At 42.2% G+C, this 25013-nt stretch carries 20 protein-coding genes and 3 tRNA genes; 4 read left to right on the top strand and 19 right to left on the bottom strand.

Annotation, left to right across the window (positions count from 1 at the left end; all coding sequences use genetic code 11):
• Nucleotides 1-50 precede the first annotated feature (50 nt).
• The 17 genes from CXF62_RS13045 to CXF62_RS12965 form a co-directional block, all read right to left on the bottom strand.
• The gene (locus CXF62_RS13045; protein WP_102094702.1) at nucleotides 51-878 is read right to left on the bottom strand and encodes a PilX N-terminal domain-containing pilus assembly protein; all 828 of its coding nucleotides are present in this window, start codon (nucleotides 876-878) and stop codon (nucleotides 51-53) included.
• A gap of 12 nt (nucleotides 879-890) precedes the next feature.
• Nucleotides 891-1844 (bottom strand): PilW family protein, encoded by a 954-nt coding sequence (locus CXF62_RS13040; protein ID WP_185156661.1) that lies wholly within the window; start codon nucleotides 1842-1844, stop codon nucleotides 891-893.
• The gene (locus CXF62_RS13035) at nucleotides 1844-2563 is read right to left on the bottom strand and encodes a prepilin-type N-terminal cleavage/methylation domain-containing protein (RefSeq protein ID WP_102094700.1); all 720 of its coding nucleotides are present in this window, start codon (nucleotides 2561-2563) and stop codon (nucleotides 1844-1846) included. Before CXF62_RS13035 ends, CXF62_RS13040 begins: the two co-directional genes overlap by 1 nt.
• Entirely contained in the window at nucleotides 2560-3048 is a 489-nt protein-coding gene (locus CXF62_RS13030; RefSeq protein ID WP_228153246.1) for a GspH/FimT family pseudopilin, read from the bottom strand. Before CXF62_RS13030 ends, CXF62_RS13035 begins: the two co-directional genes overlap by 4 nt.
• A gap of 325 nt (nucleotides 3049-3373) precedes the next feature.
• Nucleotides 3374-4210, bottom strand: coding sequence for a ComF family protein (locus tag CXF62_RS14875; RefSeq protein WP_228153245.1), 837 nt, complete (start codon nucleotides 4208-4210; stop codon nucleotides 3374-3376).
• A gap of 75 nt (nucleotides 4211-4285) precedes the next feature.
• Nucleotides 4286-5734 carry a phospholipase A gene (locus CXF62_RS13020; RefSeq protein WP_102094699.1) on the bottom strand — a complete coding sequence of 483 codons (1449 nt, stop codon included), beginning with the start codon at nucleotides 5732-5734 and terminating at the stop codon, nucleotides 4286-4288.
• A 384-nt stretch (nucleotides 5735-6118) separates the two neighbouring features.
• Complete coding sequence (gene dsbD / locus CXF62_RS13015; protein WP_102094698.1) at nucleotides 6119-8248, bottom strand: protein-disulfide reductase DsbD; 2130 nt, start codon at nucleotides 8246-8248, stop codon at nucleotides 6119-6121.
• Nucleotides 8249-8295: 47 nt separating this feature from the next.
• Nucleotides 8296-8751, bottom strand: a complete 456-nt coding sequence (locus tag CXF62_RS13010) for a protein-disulfide reductase DsbD domain-containing protein (protein ID WP_228153244.1) — start codon at nucleotides 8749-8751, stop codon at nucleotides 8296-8298.
• Between the two features lie 338 nt (nucleotides 8752-9089).
• Entirely contained in the window at nucleotides 9090-9527 is a 438-nt protein-coding gene (gene gspG / locus CXF62_RS13005) for a type II secretion system major pseudopilin GspG (protein WP_102094728.1), read from the bottom strand.
• 521 nt (nucleotides 9528-10048) lie between these two features.
• Nucleotides 10049-11251 carry a type II secretion system inner membrane protein GspF gene (gspF, locus tag CXF62_RS13000; protein WP_057758190.1) on the bottom strand — a complete coding sequence of 401 codons (1203 nt, stop codon included), beginning with the start codon at nucleotides 11249-11251 and terminating at the stop codon, nucleotides 10049-10051.
• 83 nt (nucleotides 11252-11334) lie between these two features.
• Nucleotides 11335-12396, bottom strand: a complete 1062-nt coding sequence (locus tag CXF62_RS12995; RefSeq protein ID WP_102094696.1) for a hypothetical protein — start codon at nucleotides 12394-12396, stop codon at nucleotides 11335-11337.
• Nucleotides 12397-12717: 321 nt separating this feature from the next.
• Nucleotides 12718-13653, bottom strand: a complete 936-nt coding sequence (locus tag CXF62_RS12990) for an AraC family transcriptional regulator (RefSeq protein ID WP_102094695.1) — start codon at nucleotides 13651-13653, stop codon at nucleotides 12718-12720.
• A 442-nt stretch (nucleotides 13654-14095) separates the two neighbouring features.
• Nucleotides 14096-14171 (bottom strand) — tRNA-His (locus tag CXF62_RS12985).
• Between the two features lie 41 nt (nucleotides 14172-14212).
• A tRNA-Arg gene (locus CXF62_RS12980) sits at nucleotides 14213-14289 on the bottom strand.
• Between the two features lie 105 nt (nucleotides 14290-14394).
• Nucleotides 14395-14471, bottom strand: a tRNA-Pro gene (locus CXF62_RS12975).
• 238 nt (nucleotides 14472-14709) lie between these two features.
• A complete protein-coding gene (locus tag CXF62_RS12970) occupies nucleotides 14710-16230 on the bottom strand; it encodes an McrC family protein (RefSeq protein WP_228153243.1) in 1521 nt (506 codons plus the stop codon).
• Between the two features lie 15 nt (nucleotides 16231-16245).
• A complete protein-coding gene (locus CXF62_RS12965) occupies nucleotides 16246-17763 on the bottom strand; it encodes an McrB family protein (RefSeq protein WP_228153242.1) in 1518 nt (505 codons plus the stop codon).
• 377 nt (nucleotides 17764-18140) lie between these two features.
• On the opposite strand from CXF62_RS12965, the gene CXF62_RS12960 reads away from it, so the two are divergent.
• Together CXF62_RS12960 and CXF62_RS12955 are read left to right on the top strand one after the other, a co-directional pair.
• Nucleotides 18141-18866 carry a DUF4442 domain-containing protein gene (locus CXF62_RS12960; RefSeq protein ID WP_102094694.1) on the top strand — a complete coding sequence of 242 codons (726 nt, stop codon included), beginning with the start codon at nucleotides 18141-18143 and terminating at the stop codon, nucleotides 18864-18866.
• A 38-nt stretch (nucleotides 18867-18904) separates the two neighbouring features.
• Nucleotides 18905-19378, top strand: a complete 474-nt coding sequence (locus tag CXF62_RS12955; RefSeq protein ID WP_102094693.1) for a RidA family protein — start codon at nucleotides 18905-18907, stop codon at nucleotides 19376-19378.
• Nucleotides 19379-19488: 110 nt separating this feature from the next.
• Here CXF62_RS12955 and gspE read toward each other — a convergent pair whose 3' ends face one another.
• Nucleotides 19489-21042 carry a type II secretion system ATPase GspE gene (gene gspE / locus CXF62_RS12950; protein WP_102094692.1) on the bottom strand — a complete coding sequence of 518 codons (1554 nt, stop codon included), beginning with the start codon at nucleotides 21040-21042 and terminating at the stop codon, nucleotides 19489-19491.
• 327 nt (nucleotides 21043-21369) lie between these two features.
• Between gspE and CXF62_RS12945 the strand changes: the two genes are divergently transcribed.
• Both CXF62_RS12945 and CXF62_RS12940 read left to right on the top strand, forming a co-directional pair.
• A complete protein-coding gene (locus tag CXF62_RS12945) occupies nucleotides 21370-22191 on the top strand; it encodes a thiazole synthase (RefSeq protein WP_101205496.1) in 822 nt (273 codons plus the stop codon).
• Nucleotides 22192-22365: 174 nt separating this feature from the next.
• A complete protein-coding gene (locus CXF62_RS12940; protein WP_102094691.1) occupies nucleotides 22366-23805 on the top strand; it encodes a WS/DGAT/MGAT family O-acyltransferase in 1440 nt (479 codons plus the stop codon).
• Between the two features lie 92 nt (nucleotides 23806-23897).
• Here CXF62_RS12940 and CXF62_RS12935 read toward each other — a convergent pair whose 3' ends face one another.
• Entirely contained in the window at nucleotides 23898-24725 is an 828-nt protein-coding gene (locus CXF62_RS12935; protein ID WP_102094690.1) for an inositol monophosphatase family protein, read from the bottom strand.
• Nucleotides 24726-25013: the final 288 nt, after the last annotated feature.

The raw sequence follows: 25013 nt of genomic DNA, 5'->3' as shown, positions 1-25013 counted from the left end.
GAGTAGCGATGACGCTATTCAATATGGCAAATAACAAAATATAGTATTTGTTAGCTAGATGGCAAGGTACACAGTAATCCTGCGCCTTCACCAAAATCGACACATTTGGTACGTAACGACTGGTTCTCAACATCGGCCATTTCATAAATGATCTTATTGGGTACACCAGCTTCTGCCATACAACCGCCAATCGTATCTGTATAGTCAGCAGCAGACGCTGTATGCAATCTACTGGTCTGCTTGAAGCAGTCTATATTACCTAGCTTAGTATTTCCGTAAGCGGGTAATACAGCTGTACTGTTGATATCGAACATAAATGCCTTGCTTGATATCAAACTACTTCCTTGCCCTATACTGTAACTACCGAATGCTTCGTTCTCTGCATTTGGTGGTGTTAGCGATACGTTCACCTGCGTCATACTAGTATTACGACTGCTAATATAATCACTTGATTCAGTAGAATCGCAATAGCCCGTACTTGTTAACGAACCATCTGGCGTTATGATTGAAGTTTTATTGACATTGAATAACTGATCACGTGGACGGAAGCAAAAGACATATTCATTCTCGACACTATAATCAGACAAGATAAAATGACCAAAAGGGCCACCACGCGATATCATAGCATCGTAAGCATCTGAATCACTGCTGCCATTAATACTTTGCTCTATATTTTGGTTAGCATTATCTGCTGACTGTAGTAGTAGTGCATTAATTTGGTCACTAGTGGCGAGTTTCAGGTCCGTGCTACTTTGCTTTACCGCAATAACGCCCCCCAATATAATCAAAACCAAGAACAATAGAACTACGATAAGTACTGCACCTTGTTGACTAGATGGTGGCACTATGGAGCGCTGATATCGCTGATAATTTGACATATCGCCTCTTTTTTATGACGTGACATTAGATTTTAGACCAGTAACAGACATGACACGAGCACTTCGCAACGTAATAGTAGATTCATAACTACGACGATAATAATTTTCATTCATACTAACAGTATTTAGCTTCTGTTCCGTTCCTAGCACCACAAACTTTCCTTTATCCTCAGTTGCTAATTCACTTTCAGGATCTTCTATTAACGGAGTAGTACTACGAACAATTACTCCAAGTTTGATAGTGGTGATTGCAGGTTTTTCTGTGAGCGTTAAATAAGTACTAGCTGGTAAATAGCTAAGCTGATTTACATCAGTAATGGTTCCTAACAATACTTTAAACTGCTCTATTGCAGGTATAATAATTTCACCATTACCAGTAAATGCTGTGACTATTACCCCTTCTTCATCAACTCGACCAGCAGAGCAAGCCAATACTAAATCAGTAGCACCACCACCTGCAGCCTTACGTATAAAATAGCGTTCAACCACCCAATCACTGCTACCTGATGCAATCTCTGTTCCTTCACAATCATATAACGATGCTGAAGTTATGTTTTTATATTGAATAGTTAATTGGTCACTTTCAATACCAACTATATTTGATAAGCCTGTCCAACCGTCACTATCAGCACTTACAGTTAAGTATTTTTCATCAGTAGCATTGCTATTACCTAAATTATTTGTAGTTAGCACAATACCACTATGAGGAGTTGTACTCGTAATATTACTTATTGGGTTCCCTAAGTTCGCTAAGCGAATATGGTCATCAACTGCTTGCAGTGCAAATATTGTAGTATCTTGTACCTCAGAGGCGCTTTGCTGCACTACACTCGTACGAGCACTAATAATATAAACTTGTATTACAGCCGCTGAAACTAGTAGGCCTAATACTAAGGAAATAATCAGCTCAATCAGAGTAAAACCTGAAGAGCTATTATTGAAATGGCTTACCTGGTTATTATTCATTAGTATGCCTCCGAGATAAGGCATTGACTGCCGATATGATAGGTACCATTTACCTTTCCACAAGCATCTACCTCTGTATCGTCTAATATTGGCTTAGTACCATTCCATGCGGTAATAATACACATTTGTTGTTGTATAGCATTCGCAGAACTTCCAGGACAGGTAGCAATACTGACAGCAATATTTTCATCAGCTGCCATCTTTTTGATCATAAGCCCATCACGAGCAGCAAGCTCATTAATAGTACAAGATTGTTTTGGTACAATTTTGCCACCTATATTGCTAGTAGTAGTAGATAAGCAATTTTCACCACTAGCTAAAATACTTACTGTTTTACTGACGGTGGTCTTAGTACCATCATTATTAGTTTTAACATATGAGATAACCACTGTATCAGTAGCCGAACTATTTATTACAGCCTGTATAGTTGGAGTTACTTTTGCTCGTTCAGCTAAGGATAACTCAGAAAACTCTGTCGAGAGTATGCTTTCAAAAGGAGGTGCGCTACTATCTTTAATATACGCCTCTGGATAGCCACGCATCACTTCAGCTAAATTGCGAATCACTGTTAAAGATTTGGTTCTAACTAAACTCTCGTCAGTGGCTGTAATTGCACGCATTTGTAGCGCACTAAAGCCCAATATCGCAATAGATAGTAGTAAAACAGCCACTAATACCTCTACTAAACCAACACCTCGTTGAAAACTTGACCCATTCATTGACAGCTACCTCCTACTTGGTCAGTAATATTAGCAACTCTACTCACTGAAATTACTCTTGGTTGCACTGAAGTATTGCTATCACAGACAGTGTAAGTGACTGTAGCAGTGACTCGTTTACTAGGTTCAAAGGTTATGGTTTCTAGTGCTGATACAATTTCACTTTCATCATTATAGTTATAGTTAGCAATAGGATTTGCTTCTGATCCTGAAATGATAATGACTTTAGGATTACTATCATTATCATAGCTTAAAGTAATGTTTTGACGACGGATAATACTTTCAGCTTTGGCTTCTTTCAGTGCATTAACTAAAGTAGCTGTTGTCGACTTCACCCGCTGATTAGCAAGTTGTGTACTAATATTTGGAGCAGCAATACTCACAATAATGGCAAGAACAGCAATGGTTACCATCAATTCAATTAAGGTAAAACCTGAGCTTACGTTCTTCAGCTTAGGTGGTAGAATGTTCAAAGATGCATTCACATCGTGTTCCTATTTAAAACTGCAATTATCTGTCTTTTACTTACGGCGTATTGAGTATGAGTATCTTATGATTTTGTCTTATCACCATGATTCTTCGCATATATTTATTTAATAACATGCAATTTTCATTCCACGATATCTAATAAATACCATCTAGAAATAACTACAGGCGCTTCCTAGCCTCCTTCACTCATATATTAATCCGCCAAAAGATAACTTAGACATTTAGTTCAGAACAACAAATTAGTATACATAACTATAATAATATAGCGTTAAGGAAATATATTAGCAATAATTAGATATTATTGACAAAGATATATTGGGTTTAGGGTTTGCTGCCATGGGCTAATACGTAAGCAGAAATTTGATAACTATTATGGCTGCTATCCGTTGCTGATTTTATTGCTGCAGGTGGAATGAACGCTTGCGCTAATGCTTGTAAGCTTGCACCTGTGGTAGATACATCATCGAATAGTAGTAAGCGTTTTGTAGGAGGCCTTTCGATTAGAGCAAAGGCGTTGTCTAAGTTACTAAGACGTTCGGCACGAGTCAGTCCCTGCTGACTAACTGTATCGTCAATGCGCTTAACGCCTTGCCATAAAGGAATTTGCCAATGTTTAGACAATTGGGCAGATAGAATACTGACAGGATCGAACCCACGTTTGACCAATCTTTGACTTGTTGTTGGCATAGCAACAATCACGCTGTTATTACGATGACAACCATGTGGACGCGGTAATTGACGTATGGTATGTAATAGTAACGGCAGTTTCGTCATATCCTCCTGATGCTTAAATGCTCGGATAGCTTGACGTATTGGATACTCGTAGTAAGTAGAGGCTTGGATAGATAGAGATATACTAGGAGCGATATCTACTTCAAAAGGTCTTGGTAACCAAGTGATATCGTTATGACAGTGAGCACAAAGTAAACCACTGCTCAAATAGCTGTTTGCTTGATTACGGATATTAGTAAGAAAAGAGTGTTTCTTTGAGGCTATCCGTGTAGGTGGCGTATCCGTTATATTATCTAGGCTAGATTGCGCTTGATGATGCAGTAGTTGAGATTGTGGTGTACTACGATAAATACGGCATAGTTGGCAGCGCATATCCATATATTCTGCCAACCACAGTCCAGTTTGATAAGGCGCTAAACGGCGCATAAACTATAATTTGTCATAACTTATAATAAATTTCACCTATATTAGAGCCTTTCTCAAATTAATGTCCCTTCCGAATTAAAGCCCTTTCCAATCGTTCAGTACGATACCGAAGCCGATAGAGGTATTTTCATGATTATAATCAATGATCGACTCACCATATCCTTGGAATAGCTGAACCATACCATTAACGTTCTCTGAGATAGGATAGATATAGTCGATTTGCGCAGCACCTTTATTGGTACCTGGATTGTAGCGCAAGGTACCGCTAATGCTCTGATCAGCCGGCAAATCATATAAGAATTTGATATCACCGTAGCCCATGTAGTCTTCGATATCTGGATTATCGTCATCGCTACTACTTTCGTTATTTACTCGAGCCCATAGGCGCGGTATGACTGAGAGTCTGCCCCACTCTGCGCCCGCCATGAGGTAAGCACGATTCCATGAACGTGATAATGGATCATCTTGTCCATTCGAGTGATGGACAGCACCTGCGCCCAACATACGCAGACGTCCACCAAAAGGCAGATCTGCTGTCACAGGTTGGGTTAAGAATATTTCAGGTTGATAATCGGTAGCACGGAATGGACGCGAGTTGTCTTCGTTATAAACTTGCCAATGTGATTCTTGAGTATAGCCAAACCATAGGTCAGCACTGGTATCAAACAAATCTTCTGCGACTTTTGTTTTTAGGGATAATTGGAATTTTAGCTCAGTCTCACGTATATCATTAGAATCAAAAGGATCTGTTTTTTGCGATGGTGTACTTGGACTTAAATTGGGATCGAAAGTATAAAATAGTGGCAACAGATACGTCGGTCGATATGGTCTGACCGTCCAAGTACCACGCTCACTATTTTTATCTAGGTCATAAGATAGACTGAGTGGCGAGAATTTTTCGATGTCTGTTTGAGTGACACCGACATTTTCTAAAATCTGTGCCTCACTATTCGTTTCAGCATCTACTTCTACGTTGCCATTTGCCTTCAATTTGCTGGCTGCTGTTTGCTGATTGGTCATTAAAATGGTGTCTGCATCTTCAACTGTCGTACCACTCATCGCCGTTTGAGACTCAGCCAATATCACTTTTGGATTACCTGAGACCGTACTTTGAAAGGTTTTTGCCAAATCAATTGGTTGTTTGGTTGAGGTATAGCTTGGCGTTTTACCTTGTTCAGCTACCTTATCAAAACAAGCTAGGCGAGCAGCACTAGACTGGACTTGCGTACATTCAGAAAACAGCTTGGCTTGCTGAGCAATAAATTCTTTGCTAATTATTTTGCTACTTTGTGTACCCACGTCAGAAGATATCGCACTATTACCAAGACCCTGTGATAGGTCAAGATCCTCGTATTCAAATGCAGCTTCGGGTGCTGGCAATTCGTTATAAGTCTGAGAGTCATCAGCAGCTTGTACTTGTATCGCGGTACAACTCAACGCAAGCGCAACTGCAATACGAAGAGGCATATGTGCATTCTGGTAAGACGGCTGTTGGTGACGCTGAGTAATGGTATGGGCAAACATAAGTGTCCTTTATCTAACTAGCATTAGCGCTAGCAGAGTATATGAGGTAATTAATATGGCCATTAGCGTTATCGCTAAAATAGAATTGACTGAGACTATCAGCTAATCGCAGATATTAGGAGCGGAAAAAATGACAATTAGTGCCCCTGCTGCATTGTTTCCTTATTGTAATGAAAATATAAGCACGATACTAGCTTTATCGATAGTTAAAATAACCGCCTATCAATATAATTACTTATATAACAAATACTTAATAAATATTCTATAGTATGAATTTAATGGCATCAAAAAAGCCAGCATACTTTCTTAGTATACTGGCCTTCTTAATATTCTTAAGAATTTTCGAAATATTACACTGGTTTCTTAAGTGTTCATTGTTAAACTTTAGTTGTTCAACGCCGATAATGTTTGCTCAAATTCTGAGCGACCAATCTCACCCACTTGCTGATTTACTAGCTGACCATCAATATAATATAGCAGCGCTGGTGGACCAAAGAGTTGGTAACGAGACAACACGGCTTTTGAGTCTGCTGTTGTTTCAGTTATGTCGAGCTTCACTAATTGCCAACCTTGCATTTGAGCTGGACGATAATGAAACAGGTTCTTGTCCATAATGCGGCACTCAATACACCACTCTGCTGTCAGATCGACAATGACATTCGGATTGGCTGCGACAATAGCATCTAGCTCTGCAAGCGTCGTGATTGTCTTATCAGTGGTGCTATCACTATTCGCTGGTTGACCAGACGTTGACTGTACCATCATCGGTGCTGCACCCAATGACGCTAATGGATGTAAGCTATCGTCATTACCCAATGCAGCGCCGACTATTAGGCAAGCGGCCCAAATACCAGCGATAAGGCTTAATGCTTGGGTCAGCATACGACCTTTGCCTAGCCAACTCCATGCCCATGTTGCCACGACCATAAACCATAACGCCCATACCATCAGCATGACTGGCGATATAAACACGCGCTCAATCAATAGCAGTGCCACAGCAAACAGTAGTAAAGCAAAGCCTTGCTTGACCCAATTCATCCACTCGCCTGCCTTTGGCATAATCTTGCCTTGGGTAGCACCGATTAGAATAAGCGGCGCTGATAAACCAAAACCTAGCATAAATAAAGCGGCAAAGCCGAGCAACGGACTACCAATGGTAGAAACCGCTAATAGTGCCCCAAATAATGGTGCAGAAACACAAGGTGACACGACTAGCGCTGATAAAAACCCAGCGAGCAAACTGCCGCCTGTACTACCAAGCTTACTGTCACCTGCTTGGCTTAAGCCTTGCATCTTTCGACTGATCGCTTGTGGTAATCGCACACTGAAAAGACCTAACATGTATAGTGCGAGAAGTATAAAAACGATAGCAAAGCTAATGAGAATGATCGGGTTCTGCAGCCAACCAATAATACCTAAAGACTCACCGAATACTGCGATAACAGCGCCCAAAATACCATAAGCAGTCGCTACCCCAATCGCGTAACTGGTGGTCAAGATGACACCGCGTTTGACCGTTGGGTTTTGTTCGCGGGCTACAATATTGGCCACAATAGGCAGCATCGGTAGGACGCAAGGCGTCAAAGCCAAGCCTAAGCCTGCTAAAAATAATAGTACTAATGCCAGCCAAGGGTGAGAGGCCAAACCAAAAGGATCGCTATCAACAAAACTATTGTTTGATGCGTTTTCGCTATTGGCCGTCTCGCCTGTTACGCTGCTATTTGCTGCAGAAATCGTATTCGTCGCCGTACTACTATCTAAAGAATCATACTCTACAGTGCTGTCATCAATGAGATCATAGTCAATAGCCCCATCGTCTGTCAGTGCTTGCGCCTCATCAGGCAAAGCATTATCAAGACCTGCTGAACCATTCTCTTCTGACGTCTCAGTAGCATTTATCGCTGAATTGGTCGAGCTCGCACTACTCTCACTATCTGCTGATACCTGCGTCGATGAAGCTGCAATATCGACAGTCGTATTAATCTTTTCAGGTGGATAGCACAGTCCTGCTTTTGCACAGCCTTGCCAGCCGACGACGATAGCGGCACTATCTATATTCTTGCCACTATTGTTCGTCAGTGTGGTGGTAGCGACCATATTTGCTTGATCAAATACCAGTACTTTGCCAAAAGTCGGATCATCTATCGAATATGGTGTCTGGCTAAAGGTAAAAGGTGCAGCCGTCACGCCAGCGGGTAGCGTAAGCTTAATTTGCTTTTTATAGACGTAATGTTCAGGAGTGATATCGAAATTAATAGATAACCGCGTACCTGCTTTGACAGGGGTACTATCTGTACTCACCTGAAACGCTTGATCTACTGGCAAAAACTTTGACTTCGACGAGCTTTCACTACTACCGAAAAGGTCGCCTAACCCTGCTGCTTGTACCGTCGATGTCGCTGATAAACCTGTCAGCAATGAGCCACTAGCGATGGCAAGCGCTAAGATATGGGATTTTTTCGAATGGGTAGATACGCTAAATGATGAAGACTTTGGTGATGTCTTGATGGACATGAATGGCTACCTATTATTACCGATATTTTAATCAATCTGCTCGCTATTTATCTGCGTGTCGCAGCAATGTCTATTTTGGTTTTAACTTTTTCTGGTGGGTAGCATAGCCCAGCCGTTGCACACCCTTGCCAACCAATAATAACAGGCGCGTTTTTGGCGCCCTTACCATTACTCGTCGTCAGTGTTGTGGTTGCAATGACGCTTCTTTGCGTAAATACAGGAACCTGACCAAAGGTCGGATCATTGATTGATACTGGTGATTGATTAAAAGCGAACGGCGTGGCACTTATTCCTTTAGGGAAGCTCAACGTAAGCTTATCCTTGTAGACATAATGCCCTGGTGTAATTTCAAAACTAATCGACAACCGCGTGCCTTTGGAAGTCGCTTTGGTATTACTGACCACCTGAAAGGCTTCATCCACTGGTAAGAACTTTGATTTTGCCGAGGAGCTATTTTTAAATAAGTCATTTAACCCTGCTGCTTGTACACTGATCGATGTCATTGACAGAACCGTTACTAATGAAGTGCTTGCAACAGTTAGAACCAATTTATAAAGGTTTTTAGAAAAATATTTATTAGACTGTTGAATCGACATAGATGATTACCTTTAATTGCAGTTTGCGATGACTATTTTGCTGAGCGCATAGATATATTTATAGCACTGGCTATCAAACTTGTAATGAACAGCAGGCGATTTATCTACTGATAAAAAATATCAACCAATAAGAGAATATTGGTTGATATTTATAAATTGTTGAAAGTGCATGGATGAACGAATGTTTCATTCTACAAAGCTATATCAGTATCAGAATTTGTTCACTATACGTCTGTTATTAAGCCTTATAGCTGAGCATAAAGATCCGCATCTTGACCTTCACCACCTTGTTGACCATCAGCACCTAACGAAAATAAATCGTAAGGTCGCCCTTCACTACCTGGTGCAACATATTGCATCTCATTTTCCCAGCCATCAGTTGGATAACCACCTTTGATATACCCACCTTCAGGATAGTTTTTTGCATCAGCTGGCGGTGTCGTAAGCGCCTCTAACCCTTGAGCGGTCGTTGGATAGCGCGAATTATCAACCTTGTACATATCTAGCGCATTTGAGACAGTAGCAAGCGCCGTTTCAGTTGTTTTAACACGGGCCTTATCACTTTGACCGACTACTTTTGGTACCACTAATCCAGCAAGAATGGCTAGGATCACAATAACGACCATAATCTCGATAAGAGTGAATCCTGCTTGACCAGACTTTTTTGTCGCACTGCGCTGCATAGCTGAAGAAGCGGTCTTATGGTCATTTACAACATTCGGATGGAATTGCATATCCTGAATAGCACTTTTTGGCATCATATTTACTTGGAGTTTGTCAGTCATAGTCATCGCTTTGGTCATCACAGTTATGTAAATAGTAAAAGTGGCGTTCTATCGTGGCTCTCATCAATGATATATCAATGAGCTTTGAAACTATTGTCACTATAAACCATGGTTTTATTTTTATCCAGCGCTGCGCCCAGTTTGAATTTGCTATCTTAGCCAAAGTTAAATATTAGCTGACATCAAATGTATGACTATTAAAACGTGCTTACTATAGCGCGGTGCTGGCGTTTGCCATAGCAAAAATAGCGTTCGTTCAACAATATACAACAGTAAGCAAACCTTAAGAAAGCTAGTCCAAGGTTTAGCAAGCAAGTTAGGTGATATGAATAGAGTAAAAGAGAACTAAATAGAGGTTTTGGAGATAGGAAGCTGTCTGTATGTGAATAGCATAATGAATCATAGGCTAGCGACTGAACCTAGCCTGCTAAATCGTTCATATTAACGATAGGTAGCATAACCGCCATTACAATAATCATAACTACTACGCCCATCAACACCAGCATTAAAGGCTCAAGTAATGATAATAAGGTGCTGATAAAATTGGTTGCTTCTGCCTCCTGCATATTGGCGGCACGGCTCAGCATATTTTCAAGCTCGCCTGAGTTTTCTCCGCTTTTTATCATCTGTACCATCATCGGTGGAAAGTAAGTAGATTTCTCTAGTTGACTAGACAAGCTGGAGCCTTCTGTGACCCTATCAGCCGCAGTAATAATCGTTTTTTGGATATGTAAATTGGTCGTGACCGCAGCCCCAATATGTAATGCCTCAATCAGTGGCACCCCTGATCGTACTAGTATCGCAAGGGTACTGGCAAACCGCGCGGCATTCAGACCTTTGGACAATCTAGCTAGTATCGGCAATCTAAGCACCACGCTATCGATAGTTAATTTACCTGCTTGCGTTTGGGCAAAACGGTAGAATAAAAATGCGGTACTTGCCAATACCAATAGTATCAACCACCACCACTGAGTAATGATATTCGATAGCGTGAGAACGATTTGAGTAATTAAAGGCAGTGCTTGCTCAGACTGTTCAAAGACTTTGACAATTTTGGGCACGACGAAGCTCATCAGCCCCATAATTACCGCAATTGCCATTACCATCAGAACAATCGGATAGACCATAGCCCCTTGGATTTTCTTTTGGAGGGCAAAACGGTTTTCGGTGTAGTCTGCTAGTTGGTTGAGGATAAGATCAAGGTGACCAGATTTTTCGCCTGCAGCAATCGTAGCGATATATAACGGCGGAAAGCTAGCGGCTTGTTGCAAAGCACGTGCTAAGCTGAGTCCTTCCAAGACATGTGAGCGCACTGCAAGCATTAAGGATTTGATATGAGTTTTTGGGGATTGCTTAGCAACCGCTGCCAAGGTTTCCTCAAGTGGAATACCCGCTGCCAATAATACAGATAGCTGACGTGTCAGCAATGCCAGCTCGTATGCAGACGGTTTTTTGTAGCGGTTTTTGCTCTGACTCTGTCTGTCATTGACCGGATTGACTTCAACAGGTGTCCATTGCTTATCACGCAGCTGCTGGCGAATTTGCCGCGCAGAGTCCCCTTCTAGCAAGCCTTTTTGGACAACGCCATGGTCGTCAAGCGCTTTGAAATGATAGGCAGGCATGGCAACAGATATCCTAAGAGGCTTACAGGTAGACAGTTATAATTTATGACTTAATAGAAATTTATTAATTTGACATTCAACGCTTAGAGCAGTGGCGTTGAGTCATTACTATCAGGCATTAAACCTTGTAATAATAAGACATCCAAATGCTGCTGCTGTAGCTTTTTATCAAAGTCATTAACCTCAGCGATTAGCATTCTTTCAATACGTTTATCACTCGCAAAAACACTCAAGCGCGCACAAATAACGGCCAACTGATAAATGCGTTTTTTGCAATAACCGTCAAGACCTTGTAATAACCTAACCATATGCGGGGTTTCAAGACTGGCATAATCATAGTCAGCCACGACTTGCTGGCCAAGGGCTGTGACGCCATAAGTAATCGACAAGTGAGCACAATAATAACAGCTGAATAAATAACCAACCACATGACCGATATAATAGCCTCGATCGTAGGTAAAGCTACTCACGCCAAAGTGCCCAAGTACATAGCTGTTGAGGCTACCTTGGTCGCGAATTGGCTTGCCGTGCTTTAACTTACCGACTGTAGCAAAGCACAATGGGTTGCGACCATCTTGAGTCGTCAGCTGCCAACCGGCGGGCTGCTGTGCAGGCATATGAAGCACGATATCTGCAATAATATCATCGACCACATGCAGCTGCTGCCAGAGTCTTTCGAGCGTATCCGTATCCATCAACCCACGTTTATCAAGCTGCTGCGCAAGTAAATATTGCTGATATTCTGCGAATTGTGGCTTCAGGGTTTGTACTAAGTAAGTAGGACGCGTATTGGCAGATGCCATATATAACAGTCGAGTACGCTCATGCTGAACACGATAAAGCGCAACACGCTGCGTAGCGACATTGGTTTCTTGCGCCACAGGTTTTGCAGCTACTGTAAGACTATCGGATGACTCAGATATTACTGCTTCAGTTGCTACCGCCTCGATATCTGACAAGGTAAACATCGTCAATAATGCCGCCTTATCAGGTGTATCTACCGGCTCATTTTTCGGCGCCTCTTTGCCGACATGCGGGTTCTCTACAGCAGTGTTTTTATCAACATTACTTTCTTTTTTAGCAGTTGTAATGGTCTCTTGTTGGCCATTACTTTCTGCATTTAGCTTTGCGGTCGGTTCAGTCATAACATACCATCAGCAGCGAAAATAAACATCGTCTCGATTCTTTTATATGCCTATCGTATAAGGGCATATAACGCGCTACAAAATCAACGCTTTTGTCTCGACGACTCATCAACCCATAGTACCTGAACACAGACTCAATGTCAGCTGTCCTTAACTAAAATAGCCATAGCAAGTTACCAAAGGTCTTATAGATATGAGTGACTCAACGTTTATAAACAATATGTATTCACAAATTAAAAAAAAGCGCCAAGGACATATAAATGACCTTAGCGCTTATCGTCGAGATTCTATTTAAATAACTTAAATAAACAGCAACTAGAACTATGCAAGATTATTCTGTCGATACTGCTGACGGTATGCTTTTGGCGAGACACCATACACACGCTTAAATGCCTGACTAAAAGTCGAATCTGAGGCGTAGCCCACCATCTCGCTGATACGGCTAATACTGTTTTGCTGTAAGCGTAAATAGCGAGCCGCCAATCGTAAGCGGTAATCAATCAGATAAGTCAGTGGCGGCATACCAACAGTGTCTTTAAAACGCTGTGCAAAGCTGGAACGCGACATTCCTGCTACTTCTGCAAGTTGATGAATGGTCCAGCTTTCACTCGGTGCCCCATGCATCGCGGCTAGTGCCTTGGTCAAAAAAGGATCCTTCATGGCTTTGAGCCAGTTTTCTGTGGCTTCAGGCAAGCTTTCAATATACACGCGCAAACACTCAATCATCATGATGCTTGCCCAATGATTGATTACGGCCGTTTTGCCCATACGCTCACGCTCAGCTTCTAGTGTTAGCAGCTTTATCTCTACATCAATCACTTCAAACCGTCCGTCAGCAGCATCATTGAGCTCTGGCAATATCGGTGGCAGTACCGACAACAGAGGATTAATCATCTCTTTGTCGTATTTGCATTCGATTAGTATCAAAGATGAATTGGGGTCTCCATCGCCATCGATATCAAGTGTACGCTCGGTGCAATTACTCAATAGTTCATCAAGCGACTCAGCAACATCGCCATGGTGATTAAGTGCATAACTCACGTGCTTGTGCGCATTCGGAATCATAATCATGTCGCCAGCGCGAGCTTCCCGTAGACCATTACCGACATCAATGCAAAAACCGCCAGACATTACTAAGTAAAATAAAATGGTGTCTTTTCTAGTAATAGAATAAGACCAATTGCCAGTGCCATTTAGACGGTAATACTTAGTCTCAAATAAATGCACGTTTTGCAGCAATACACTCAGTGCGTCCATCAATCAATTCCTCAGTAATGCAGATTAATAACGATTCATCTTAAAAAAATAATACTCTTAATAACAAGTTCTGTCGGTTTGCTCTATGCCAATACTGGCTCCAATAAATAATTTTTATTAAATACAATGAATGTGATAACATTTAAGCATAATGCATCATTTAAAACGTCATGTCTATTTACTTATTAGAATTACTAAACGATAATAGAATAGACACAGTCACGCTAGGCCTCAAGGAAAACTATAGGCAATGTTGGTAAAAACTTGGGGGATTATCTAGTATTGAAGGTGCTATCAAACTCAATCTGTTTAATATTATAAAGATAATATAGAGATAAAATCGAATAGGCATAAAAAAATCGCCATCAAGGGCGAGTGCTATTACTTATATATTTTTTAGATTGAGATATGATTTTTATGTAGATACATACAGAATAAAATATGGGGCGACTGATGGGACTCGAACCCACGACAACCGAGATCACAACCCGGGGCTCTACCAACTGAGCTACAACCGCCATAACTATTGCCAAAGAATAGGCAAGATTTGCAGGCTAAATGGTGCGCCTGGCAGGATTCGAACCTGCGGCCACCTCCTTAGAAGGGAGATGCTCTATCCAGCTGAGCTACAGGCGCTCTTAGAGGACTTTTATATACTAAGCTTACTTTGCAATATATTTTACTATATCAGAAACTAAACCGTTATACATAAAAAAAAGCCTGTAAGGCTCTTAAAATAGATGGTCGGAGTGATAGGATTCGAACCTACGACCCTCTGGTCCCAAACCAGATGCGCTACCAAACTGCGCCACACTCCGAAATTCTCTATTATCACGATAGTTTGTCAATCAACTCGTTGTTGGCAATGCCGCTAACTTATTAATGTTCCTCGCTATCGAGGTGCACATATTAAGGGGTAAAGGCGATTGTGTCAACACCTATTTTCGATTAATTTCAAATAATCGCTAATTTTTTTAAAATTACGTCAATTTCACCAAAATAGTGACAATAAGGCCCTTTATCCATCAGTCATTCGCGCTGTCATTGATAACGATATTAAACTTTGTCCAAATGTGGCAGTACTTCACCGTTGAGTGTACCTGTCAAAACATCAAACGGCATTAACCATAAATGGGCATCAATTGATTCATTGTTTTTAATATCATCGCTACTGCTATCGTTACTACCATAATGAGTTTGCTGCTTGAGCGCTACTGGCTGCCTATCACTACCTAGCACCGGATAAACCAACCAGATCTGCCCCGCCAAGTAAGCTTGTGCATAGCTAGTCAATTGATAAGCGTCGCTCGCACTAATCGCAGCGGCATGTGGTAAGTACTTCCACTTAATATCGATGACATGACTGTAGTGACCTTTGGTTTTTTCTTTAGCTTTAGTTTGATGAGCTGCTGTATCACTCTGATTTTGATAATCATCAGAGGCAGTTTCAAATATCAGCAAATCAGGCCGTATAGATAAGCACGCTAGTCCTTCAGCATCGTTTAGCCAGACACTTTGGGTTTGGTAAAAAGGACGATAATTGCTACTAATCTGCTGAAATACAGATGCGATACGCTGACTTGCCCATTGCTCAAAAGCTTGATTCATATCGATCAATAAACACAATCTTAGCTGAGAGCAATTTTGTCTATTTGGATCAATACCGTTACCTGTCGTAGCTGTCGTCTGTTTCAATAACCAGTATGCCAAGTCTACTAACTGCTGCGCGGCATGCAATTTTTGCTTTTGGAGTGGCTGAACGTCTAGCTGACGCTTTGCTTGAGCATATATTAACGCTATCTGCTGCATCTCAAAGTTGTTTAGTGTAGGCACTTGCTGCCATGGCTGCAACAGTTTTGAGGAAATAAACTTGGGCAATAAAGGCATCAAGTAAACCAATGCACTCTTAATCAATCGATTGGCCAACATGTCGTGACTTAATACGCTACTTTCACAGATGAACTTATGCGGTTGCATACTATTATGACGCAGTTGCTCTTTGATAAGCAGTCGACCTTGCAGGGATGCCTGATTTTCAATCTGAGCCTGATAATGCTTGGTTGGTTGATAATCCATTAAACGCTGCAAAAACTGCTCAATCAGCCAGTCTGATATAGGCAATACTTTTAACGCTAAAGGAGTGGACTGGGGACTAAACTGACCGAAATTTTTCGTATTGGGTAGCTTACGATTGTTACGCGTATCAAGATTAATTAAATCCGATAGCATACCCTGTACCCAATGACGGGTCTGGACGATATCATTGCTCTGAGTAGACTGATTTAGCTTTGGCAATATCTCAAGCGTTATGCCACTAGGTAGGAGAATAATCCCAATATAGTGCCCAACCTTAAGCTGCCACTGTCCTCGCTTACGCTTGATAGTAAATGCTGCAAACTCTTGCACTATTAGCCAATCGAAATCAGATGCTTGCAAAAAATCATGCACGGTCAGACGTTGATGCTCAAACACGGTGATAACATTCATGGTAGCGACACTACTATTAGGGATACGAGTCTGACGACTATTTGCCCTAATAGAGTGCTCTTTGGCGTAATATGGATTATTCGTTATCACTGAACGGTCACCCTGCTAGTACAAACGCTGATAGATAGCAGCATTACTAAACTCACCTTCCCTAGCAGTCAGATCGGCATTGATAGTATAACTATTTACACTCATAGACTGACCAAGAAAAGAACCCTGCCCTGCAAACATTTGGTGTTCAGCGGAAGCATTGTTTTGGTTGCCCATCGGATTATACAAGTCGTCATTCATCAATGCTTGACTGTCCTGTACAAACTGCTTGCTTGTCGGTTGCTGCTCATCTCTAAAGATATACTGCAGCACCGTAATTTGACCACCAGCTGCTTGAGCCAATTGAGGAATAACTTGTTCAACGAGAGCTGTTTGTAATTGCTCTAATTGAGTGACGGTAAATAAAAAAGCATGTCCCAACTGCGCTTCTACTCCCAGTGTCTGCACGATACGTTTATTTAAGCCTGTTAGTAATTTGCTCAAATCTATCATAGCTGCTTCTGAACCGTCAGACAGTCCAGTGTCGGTGTCATTGCTGGCTCGAATTGTCGATAGTAAATTAGGCTGCGGTGAGCAGTCAATAAAACGAAAACGTCGGCGTAACGCCATATCAAGTGGTGCTAAAGAATGGTCTTGGGTATTCATAGTGGCATAAATATCGACATTGGCAGGCACACTAAAAGCACGCCCAGAATACGCCAAACTTACTGTCATCGCATTTGGCTTGCCCGCTCGTTTATCAGGCTCTATCAAACTGAGAAGCTCACCAAACACTCGTGACACGTTAGCACGGTTAATCTCATCAATCAGCATGGCATAACGCTGCTGAGGGTCACGGGCTGCGCGTTGGCATAGCTTCAGGAATGCTCCATCTTGCACCGCGTAACTCATTTGAGTTTGATTAGAAGGGCTGTTATTTGCTGGTGCAGCGCCACTCATGACAGGCCGTATACCTTCTACAAACTCTTCATAACCGTAGGCTTGGTGGAAGCTCACCATACTAAAACGTTGCTGAGCAATGTTTTGATTTTGATGGGCTTGGTTGTCACGCTGTGCCTGCTGAAACTCTGCTAATTGCTGCGATAAATCTTCTAGTAGCACCATACACTCAGGTAATAAATACCATGCTCCACTGTTGTCTTTATCAAAATAAGCTTGGCTAGCGCGGTTATCAAAACTGACTGTTTGAGAGTTCGTAGGGCTATGTCTGCGTAACTCTAACCAAGCTGTACTATCTAGATTTTTATCACGTGAGTTCTGAGCAGCTTTGGTCATAAAAAAAGGATGATCAATAATTTCTCGTACCTTTAACAAATCCTGTTGTTCAGTACGTAAATCTAAAAATACCAAACATAATACTTCGCGCCAGCTTAGACCTTGCAGCAGCTGTGCTAATAAATCTTCATTTTCAGTCTTGGGTAGATAGTCGGTATATTGCTTCGCGATTTGCAGTAATCTATAGGTTTTACCTGTACCAGCAACGCCCGTATAAATAATATTGGTCGGTTCATGAGCAGACATATCAGGCATAACGTTATCCAGCGGCATTAAAAACAGGTTTAAAATAGACATGCTAACATTTTGTCATTATAACGTGACTGTCTATTGGCATGGTAACTATAGTCAACCCTCTATAAATTAGATACGGTATCAGTCTCACTTAGTCTACTATTTGTAGTACTTTCACTCGGCTTCCTTTGTCCAAATGACGCTGGCATATAAGATACCTAGACTACTTTAAGTGGCGATCTAAATTGATGACATAACCTAGCAACATAGCCACGCTACTATAGTTTTGTAAGCGCAGCAGTTCATGCTAATAATAGTAGGAAGGCAATGGTTGATGTACCATAGTATTTATAGCGACTTTCATTATCTATATTTGTGTCGCTATCATAAAAAGCCATGCTAATAATGTCATTCAACTCATTTACGTTAAGGAATTTTGTATGTCAGGATTATTAAAAAAACTACCCGCCAAGTTGACCAATAAACTGCCAGCCAAAGTATCTGACAGCACAAAATCTTCAGTTGAAAAACCCAGTAGCACGCTAAAACCAATTAGCAATCAATTTACCAAACTGTTATCCGTCACCAAATATCTGCCTGCTGGTGCACGCTCAAGTATTTTATCTAAAGCCTTTGGCAAGGTCGTTCCCTATGTCGGCACGACCGGCATTTATTATGAGACGGTAGAACCAAACCAAGTCGTCGTTAGTTTAAACAACAATAAAGCCGTCCAAAACCATATCGGCTCTATTCATGCAGTCGCTATCACATTACTGGCTGAGACGGCTACTGGCTTTATTTTGGGTTTAAACTTGCCTTCTGATCGCATTCTGCTGATTAAATCTTACTCGGTAAATTTCCATCGTCCAATCAAAAAAGGTCAAATTGCTGCTATTGCAAGCTTGTCTGATGAACAGCGTTTGGATATCCTAAACACACCAAAAGGTGAGATGATTATCCCTTGTGTCATCAAAGATCGTGAATCTGATAGTGACCGCGATCCAATTGTGGTTGAGATGACGTGGGCATGGATACCAAAAGCGGAGCTAGAGGCACGCCGCCAAGGTAAAGCGTCTGAAAAAGTTGCAGAAGATGACTCTAAAACCGAGGCATCAATCGAAGAAAGCGATGCATCATCTACTCAAAATAATAGTACTGACAAGTAGTTAATAAAAATTGATAACAAACCCAATGAGGAAACAGTATGTCCAAACTTAGCACTTGCCTATCTACGCTAGCGCTAGCCACTATGTGCTCATTGGGTTTTGTTCATAGCGCTAATGCTAATACGACGACAGTTGTTAGCATTGCTAAATCTGGCCCTACTTTCTTGGGCGATGGCGGTACTTATCCTTTTTCAGAGGCTGTACGCGTGGGCAATACGTTGTATATGTCGGGACAAATTGGCTTTAAAGATGGCAAACTGGTCAAAGGCGGTATCAAAGCTGAAACCAAGCAAGTGCTCGATAACATCCATAGCACGCTATTAAAGTACGGCTACCGAAAGTCTGATATCGTTAAATGTATGGTCATGCTGACTGATATGGATGACTTTGATGACTTTAATAAGGTCTACAAGGTTGAGATGATAAAGCCTTATCCTGTACGCTCAGCTTTTGGCGTATCAGAACTGGCTGCTGGAGCAAGCGTTGAGATTGAGTGTATGGCTGCAAAATAATAGCGGCTAAAAACTCTAAAGCTTCACAATCATAAAAATTTTAAAACTAAATAACTGGCTATTCACACCAGTTGTTTTTTATTTGCTATACCAGTATCTAGTTCGCAAATTTATACCAATATTGTATCGTCCGTTAAGGCGCTTTCTTTCGTCACTCGCAGCACTTCTTCCAATGTCGTACGCCCTTCTATGACCTTACGCAAACCATCTGCACGTATCGACGGTGTTTGCTGGCGCGCATACTCTTCCAGCTCATACTCAGCCGTATTGCTATGAATCATACGGCGCAATGTATCGTCGATTGGCACGACTTCATAGATAGCAGTACGTCCTTTAAATCCTGACTGATTACATTTATCGCAGCCAACTGGCTTGGGCAAACGAATCGACTCACTTGCTATATCTTTGGCATCACTTTTCAGCGTTGACCCAATGCCAATTTCGGTAAATAGCTTGGCTTGCTCGGTATCGGCAGCCTGCCAGCTTTGACAATGTGAACATAAGGTACGCACCAAACGCTGCGCTACTACGCCAATAAGCGACGACGACAACAGAAACGGCTCAACACCCATGTCCTGTAAGCGAGTGACTGCACCGATAGCAGTGTTGGTATGCAGCGTCGATAGTACCAAATGCCCTGTCAAAGACGCCTGTACGGCAATCTCTGCTGTCTCTAAATCACGAATTTCACCAACCATCACCACATCGGGATCTTGACGCAGCATTGCACGCAAACTTTTAGCAAATGTCATATCTACTTTATTGTTAACCTGCGTCTGCCCGATACCATCAAGCTGAAACTCAATCGGATCTTCGGCGGTCAAGATATTGCGAGTTTGGTCATTGAGGTCGGTCAATGCAGAATATAGCGTCGTGGTTTTACCCGAGCCAGTCGGTCCTGTCACCAAAATAATGCCATGCGGACGATGAATTAAGCGCTTTAGCTCAGTATAGTCACTATCAGAAAGACCCAAATACGTCATATTCAAACGACCAGCTTGCTTGTCTAATAGACGCATCACCACACGCTCACCAAAGCTCGATGGTAAGGTCGATACACGCACATCGACCTCTCGCCCTGCCAATCTTAAACTGATGCGACCATCTTGCGGTACTCGCTTTTCGGCGATATCTAACTTAGCCATTACCTTAATACGCGAGACCAACAATGGAGCTAGCTGGCGTTTTGGTGTGATGATTTCTTTTAGCTCACCATCGACTCGGAAACGAACGACCAAACGCTTTTCAAAAGTCTCAATATGAATGTCTGAAGCACTTAAACGAATAGCTTCGGACAATAATGCATTGATCAAACGAATGATAGGCGCATCATCCTGTTGATCCATCAAGTCTTCAGTTTCAGGGACGCTATCTGCCAGACTATCGAGATCAGGGTGGTCTTCAAGTCCAGCAGCGATGTGCTGCGACTCTCCTGTATTGCCAGCATAAGCTGCGTTCATACGTTTTTCAAAATCATCTGCGCTAACACTTTCGTAAGTGGGTACACCGCGAATGCCTTGCTGCTGTAAAAACCGTACCGCTTCATTGATCGCTGACAACGGAGTAGCTTTGGTGAGTACCAATGTTGGCGGCAATTCAGGATCTATCGCAAGTATGGCTAAAATCTGATGGCGTTTCGCAAAGCTGTATGGCAACTGCATCATAAAGACGGCCCAATAAGTGAGGAGAAGGTAAGAAGTACGCACGCCAAGACATGATGGATGCCTTGTCCTTAACAGTTCGAATCAAAAAAGACTGCCAGTAAGGTTGCATGAGTTTGTTATAATAGCATTTTGTTTTAGACGGGTATTATTTTATGTGACTGGCGCTTTATACCTATCGCCCAGCACATATTATTACTATCAAAGTGAGCATATCATGCGATTTTTTTTCTGACAGCTTGCCATTGTCTATTACAACTTTTAGATTGCTTAGATTGCCCATCATATTTTGTCTGTCCCTTCTCCCGCTCGATATTAGGATTTTCCGTTATGTCAGAGAACGTTAGCACTACTCATCCAACACCACTTTTACAAGATACCTTTACTGTCGGTAGCCGTACCTTTTCTTCGCGTCTGTTAGTCGGTACCGGTAAATATAAAGACATGACAGAGACTGGAGAAGCCATTGCCGCTTCAGCAGCCGAAATCGTGACCGTTGCTATTCGCCGTGTCAATATTGGACAAAATAGTGATGAGCCTAACTTATTAGATGTGATTTCACCTGATAAATATACGATATTACCGAATACTGCTGGCTGCTTTGACGCCGAAACAGCCATTCGCACTTGTAAGCTTGCTCGCGAGTTATTGGGTGGGCATAATTTGGTTAAACTTGAGGTATTGGGTGATGAAAAAACCTTATACCCAAACGTTATGGAAACTTTAAAAGCCGCTAAAGTATTGATCGATGATGGCTTTGAGGTGATGGTTTATACGTCAGATGACCCTATCGTCGCACAAGAATTAGAAAGCATGGGCTGTGTCGCCATTATGCCGCTTGGCAGCTTGATTGGTTCAGGACTTGGTCTACTCAATCGTCATACACTTAGCTTAATAATCGAAAACGCTAAAGTGCCCGTATTGGTTGATGCTGGTGTCGGCACTGCGTCTGATGCTGCACTTGCAATGGAGCTTGGCTGTGATGGCGTACTGATGAACTCAGCCATTGCCAATGCACAAAACCCGGTAATGATGGCACACGCAATGAAACATGCTATGTGGGCAGGCCGCGCTGCGTTTTTGGCAGGTCGTATGCCTATGCGTAAGATGGCTACTGCCAGCTCACCACAGACTGGGTATTTCTTTCAATAAATTGAAGTATAGATGACATGTCATAATAGAGCGTGTTGAGTATTTACGTATAGTGCTGTCAGTGCTATGGTTGATTGCTTAACACGCTCTATAAAATAATAAAAAATGTTATTTGATTGAATATCTACTTATTATAATTTTCACATAACACTTATCGTCATAAAAGGATTTATTATGCGACTTCTCACAGCAGTCGACCAGTTGTTTCTACTTCTTGAGTCGCGTAAACAGCCCATGCACGTTGGTGGACTGTTTGTATTTGAATTACCAGACAATGCGGATAGCGATTTTGTCTATCAATTGGTAAAACAAATGCAAGAGTCTGATGTGCCGCCCAGCTTTCCTTTTAATCAGGTACTTGAACATTTAGCCTTTTGGAAAAAAGACAAAGATTTTGATGTTGAGCATCATTTGCATCATGTCGCGCTACCAAGTCCTGGACGCGTACGTGAACTATTGATGTACGTTTCACGAGAGCATGGACGTCTGTTGGACCGTGCCATGCCGCTGTGGGAATGTCATGTGGTTGAGGGTATTGAGCCCGAAACTGAGGGCAGCCCTGAGCGTTTTGCGTTGTACTTTAAGATTCACCATTCATTGGTAGATGGCATCGCTGCGATGCGTTTGGTACAAAAGTCGCTATCGCAATCAGCGACAGAACCCGTAACCTTGCCAGTGTGGTCGTTGATGGCGCGCCATCGCAACCATGTCAACGCTATCTTGCCAGCTGAAAGATCGGTCAAACGCATCATTAAAGAGCAAATATCTACCATCAAACCTGTATTCACAGAGCTGCTAGACAACCTTAAAAACTATAGCGATGAAGGCTATGTCGGCACTTTTGATGCACCTATGAGCATTTTGAACAAGCGCATTTCGGCATCTCGTCGTATAGCAGCACAGTCTTATGACATCAAACGCTTTAACGATATCGCAGAGAGATTGAATATCAGCAAAAATGATGTCGTACTCGCCGTCTGTTCTGGTGCCCTTCGCCGTTATCTAATCTCGATGGACGCCCTGCCGAGCAAACCATTGATTGCCTTTGTGCCGATGTCGCTACGTACAGACAAAAGTGTCTCGGGTAATCAGCTGTCATTTGTATTGGCAAATTTGGGTACCCACTTAGACAATCCTTTACGTAGAATAGAATTGATTCATCGCAGTATGAATAACGGCAAACGTCGCTTTCGCCGCATGAATCAAGCGCAGGTTATCAACTATAGTGTGATTGCCTATGCGTGGGAGGGTATCAATCTAGCGACAGGGTTATTCCCCAAAAAGCAGGCCTTTAACCTAATTATCTCCAACGTTCCTGGCTCTGAAAAGCCACTGTACTGGAACGGCGCACGTCTGCAATCGTTGTACCCCGCTTCTATTGTCTTTAATGGTCAAGCGATGAATATCACCTTAGCCAGTTATTTAGATAAGATTGAGTTTGGTATCACCGCTTGTAGCAAGGCGCTGCCTCGCGTACAAGATATGCTAATGCTGATAGAAGAAGAGTTGCAGCTGCTAGAAACTACCAGTAAGGAATTAGCATTCAAAGGCATTACCGTCGAAGATAAAGCAGGCAATAAGGGTGATGATAAAACAAAAAAGCTGACTCCATAACGGAACCAGCTTTTTTCATTCATACTCAATATAGATATTACTTGAATTTAAATCCTGAAAGCGCTAAACGTTAATACCATTAAGGTTAACGTTTAGATTGCGTCACCCCAAATTTGTACAACTGTTTGCATCAATGGCTTAAGCAATTTCACATTACAAGCAAAGATAGAGCCTGATGTCATAGAGTTGTGCGCGCCAGTATGATCAACCACCACACCACGTGCTTCAGTTACGATAAGCTCGCCCGCAGCGATGTCCCAAGGCTTGATAGACATCTCAAAATAACCGTCAAAACGACCAGCAGCAACATAGCACAAGTCAAGTGCAGCTGAACCCATACGACGTACCTGACCACCTGCCTCAGATATCTTCTGTAAGCTCTCAAAGTGCTGTTTGGCATAAGAGATAACTTCGCCATTGCGCTTACGCTCAAGCGGATGACCAGTCGTAAAGAAACCGCCATCAATGGTTTTGCGCTCGCTCACTTGCATACGGCGATTGTTCAAGCGCGCGCCTTTACCGCGGCTCGCTGAGAACATCTCATCACGAACAGGATCATAGACCACACCATGTTGGGTGACACCTTTATGCTGGACTGCGATAGATACGCAGAACTGCGGTACACCGTGGACAAAGTTCTTAGTGCCGTCTAGTGGATCGATAATCCAGCACCAGTCAGCATCTTCGCCGCGGCCTTCTTGCATACCAAACTCTTCACCCAAAAATGAATGATTAGGATAGCTGGCTTTTAGCGTCTCAATAGTGAGCTCTTCGCTAAAGCGATCAATGCGGGTAACCAGACCATCAAGTCCTTTAGACTCAATATCTAACTCGATTTTGTGGCGGTTTTGATGCGCATATAAAATCTCTTTACCAACTTTTTCAGCAGTACGCGCTGCGATGACGACCATGGGTTCCATAAATAACCTATTTGCTTGATGAATGAATATAAAAAAATAAGACTAACTTTGTGCCCACAACATGCCAAACAGCCGCCGCATCACACCACATCTATGCGATTAAAAACGTGTCTCTTATAAACGGAAACTTATAAAAGACACCCGCATTATACTAAAATTGTTCGATAAAAACGAAAAAACCGTCACGCTGACCAAGCCAGTACTTTGGCGATCATCTAAACTGCGCAAGTTGTAAAAAAGTTAGCACCTACGGCTAGTAGGCGTTTGCTCTGTTTAAGGAGCTTATAT

This window comes from Psychrobacter sp. MES7-P7E, from assembly GCF_002863645.1.
Classification (GTDB): Bacteria; Pseudomonadota; Gammaproteobacteria; order Pseudomonadales; family Moraxellaceae; genus Psychrobacter.
This window is presented reverse-complemented; position numbering and strand designations above follow the sequence as displayed.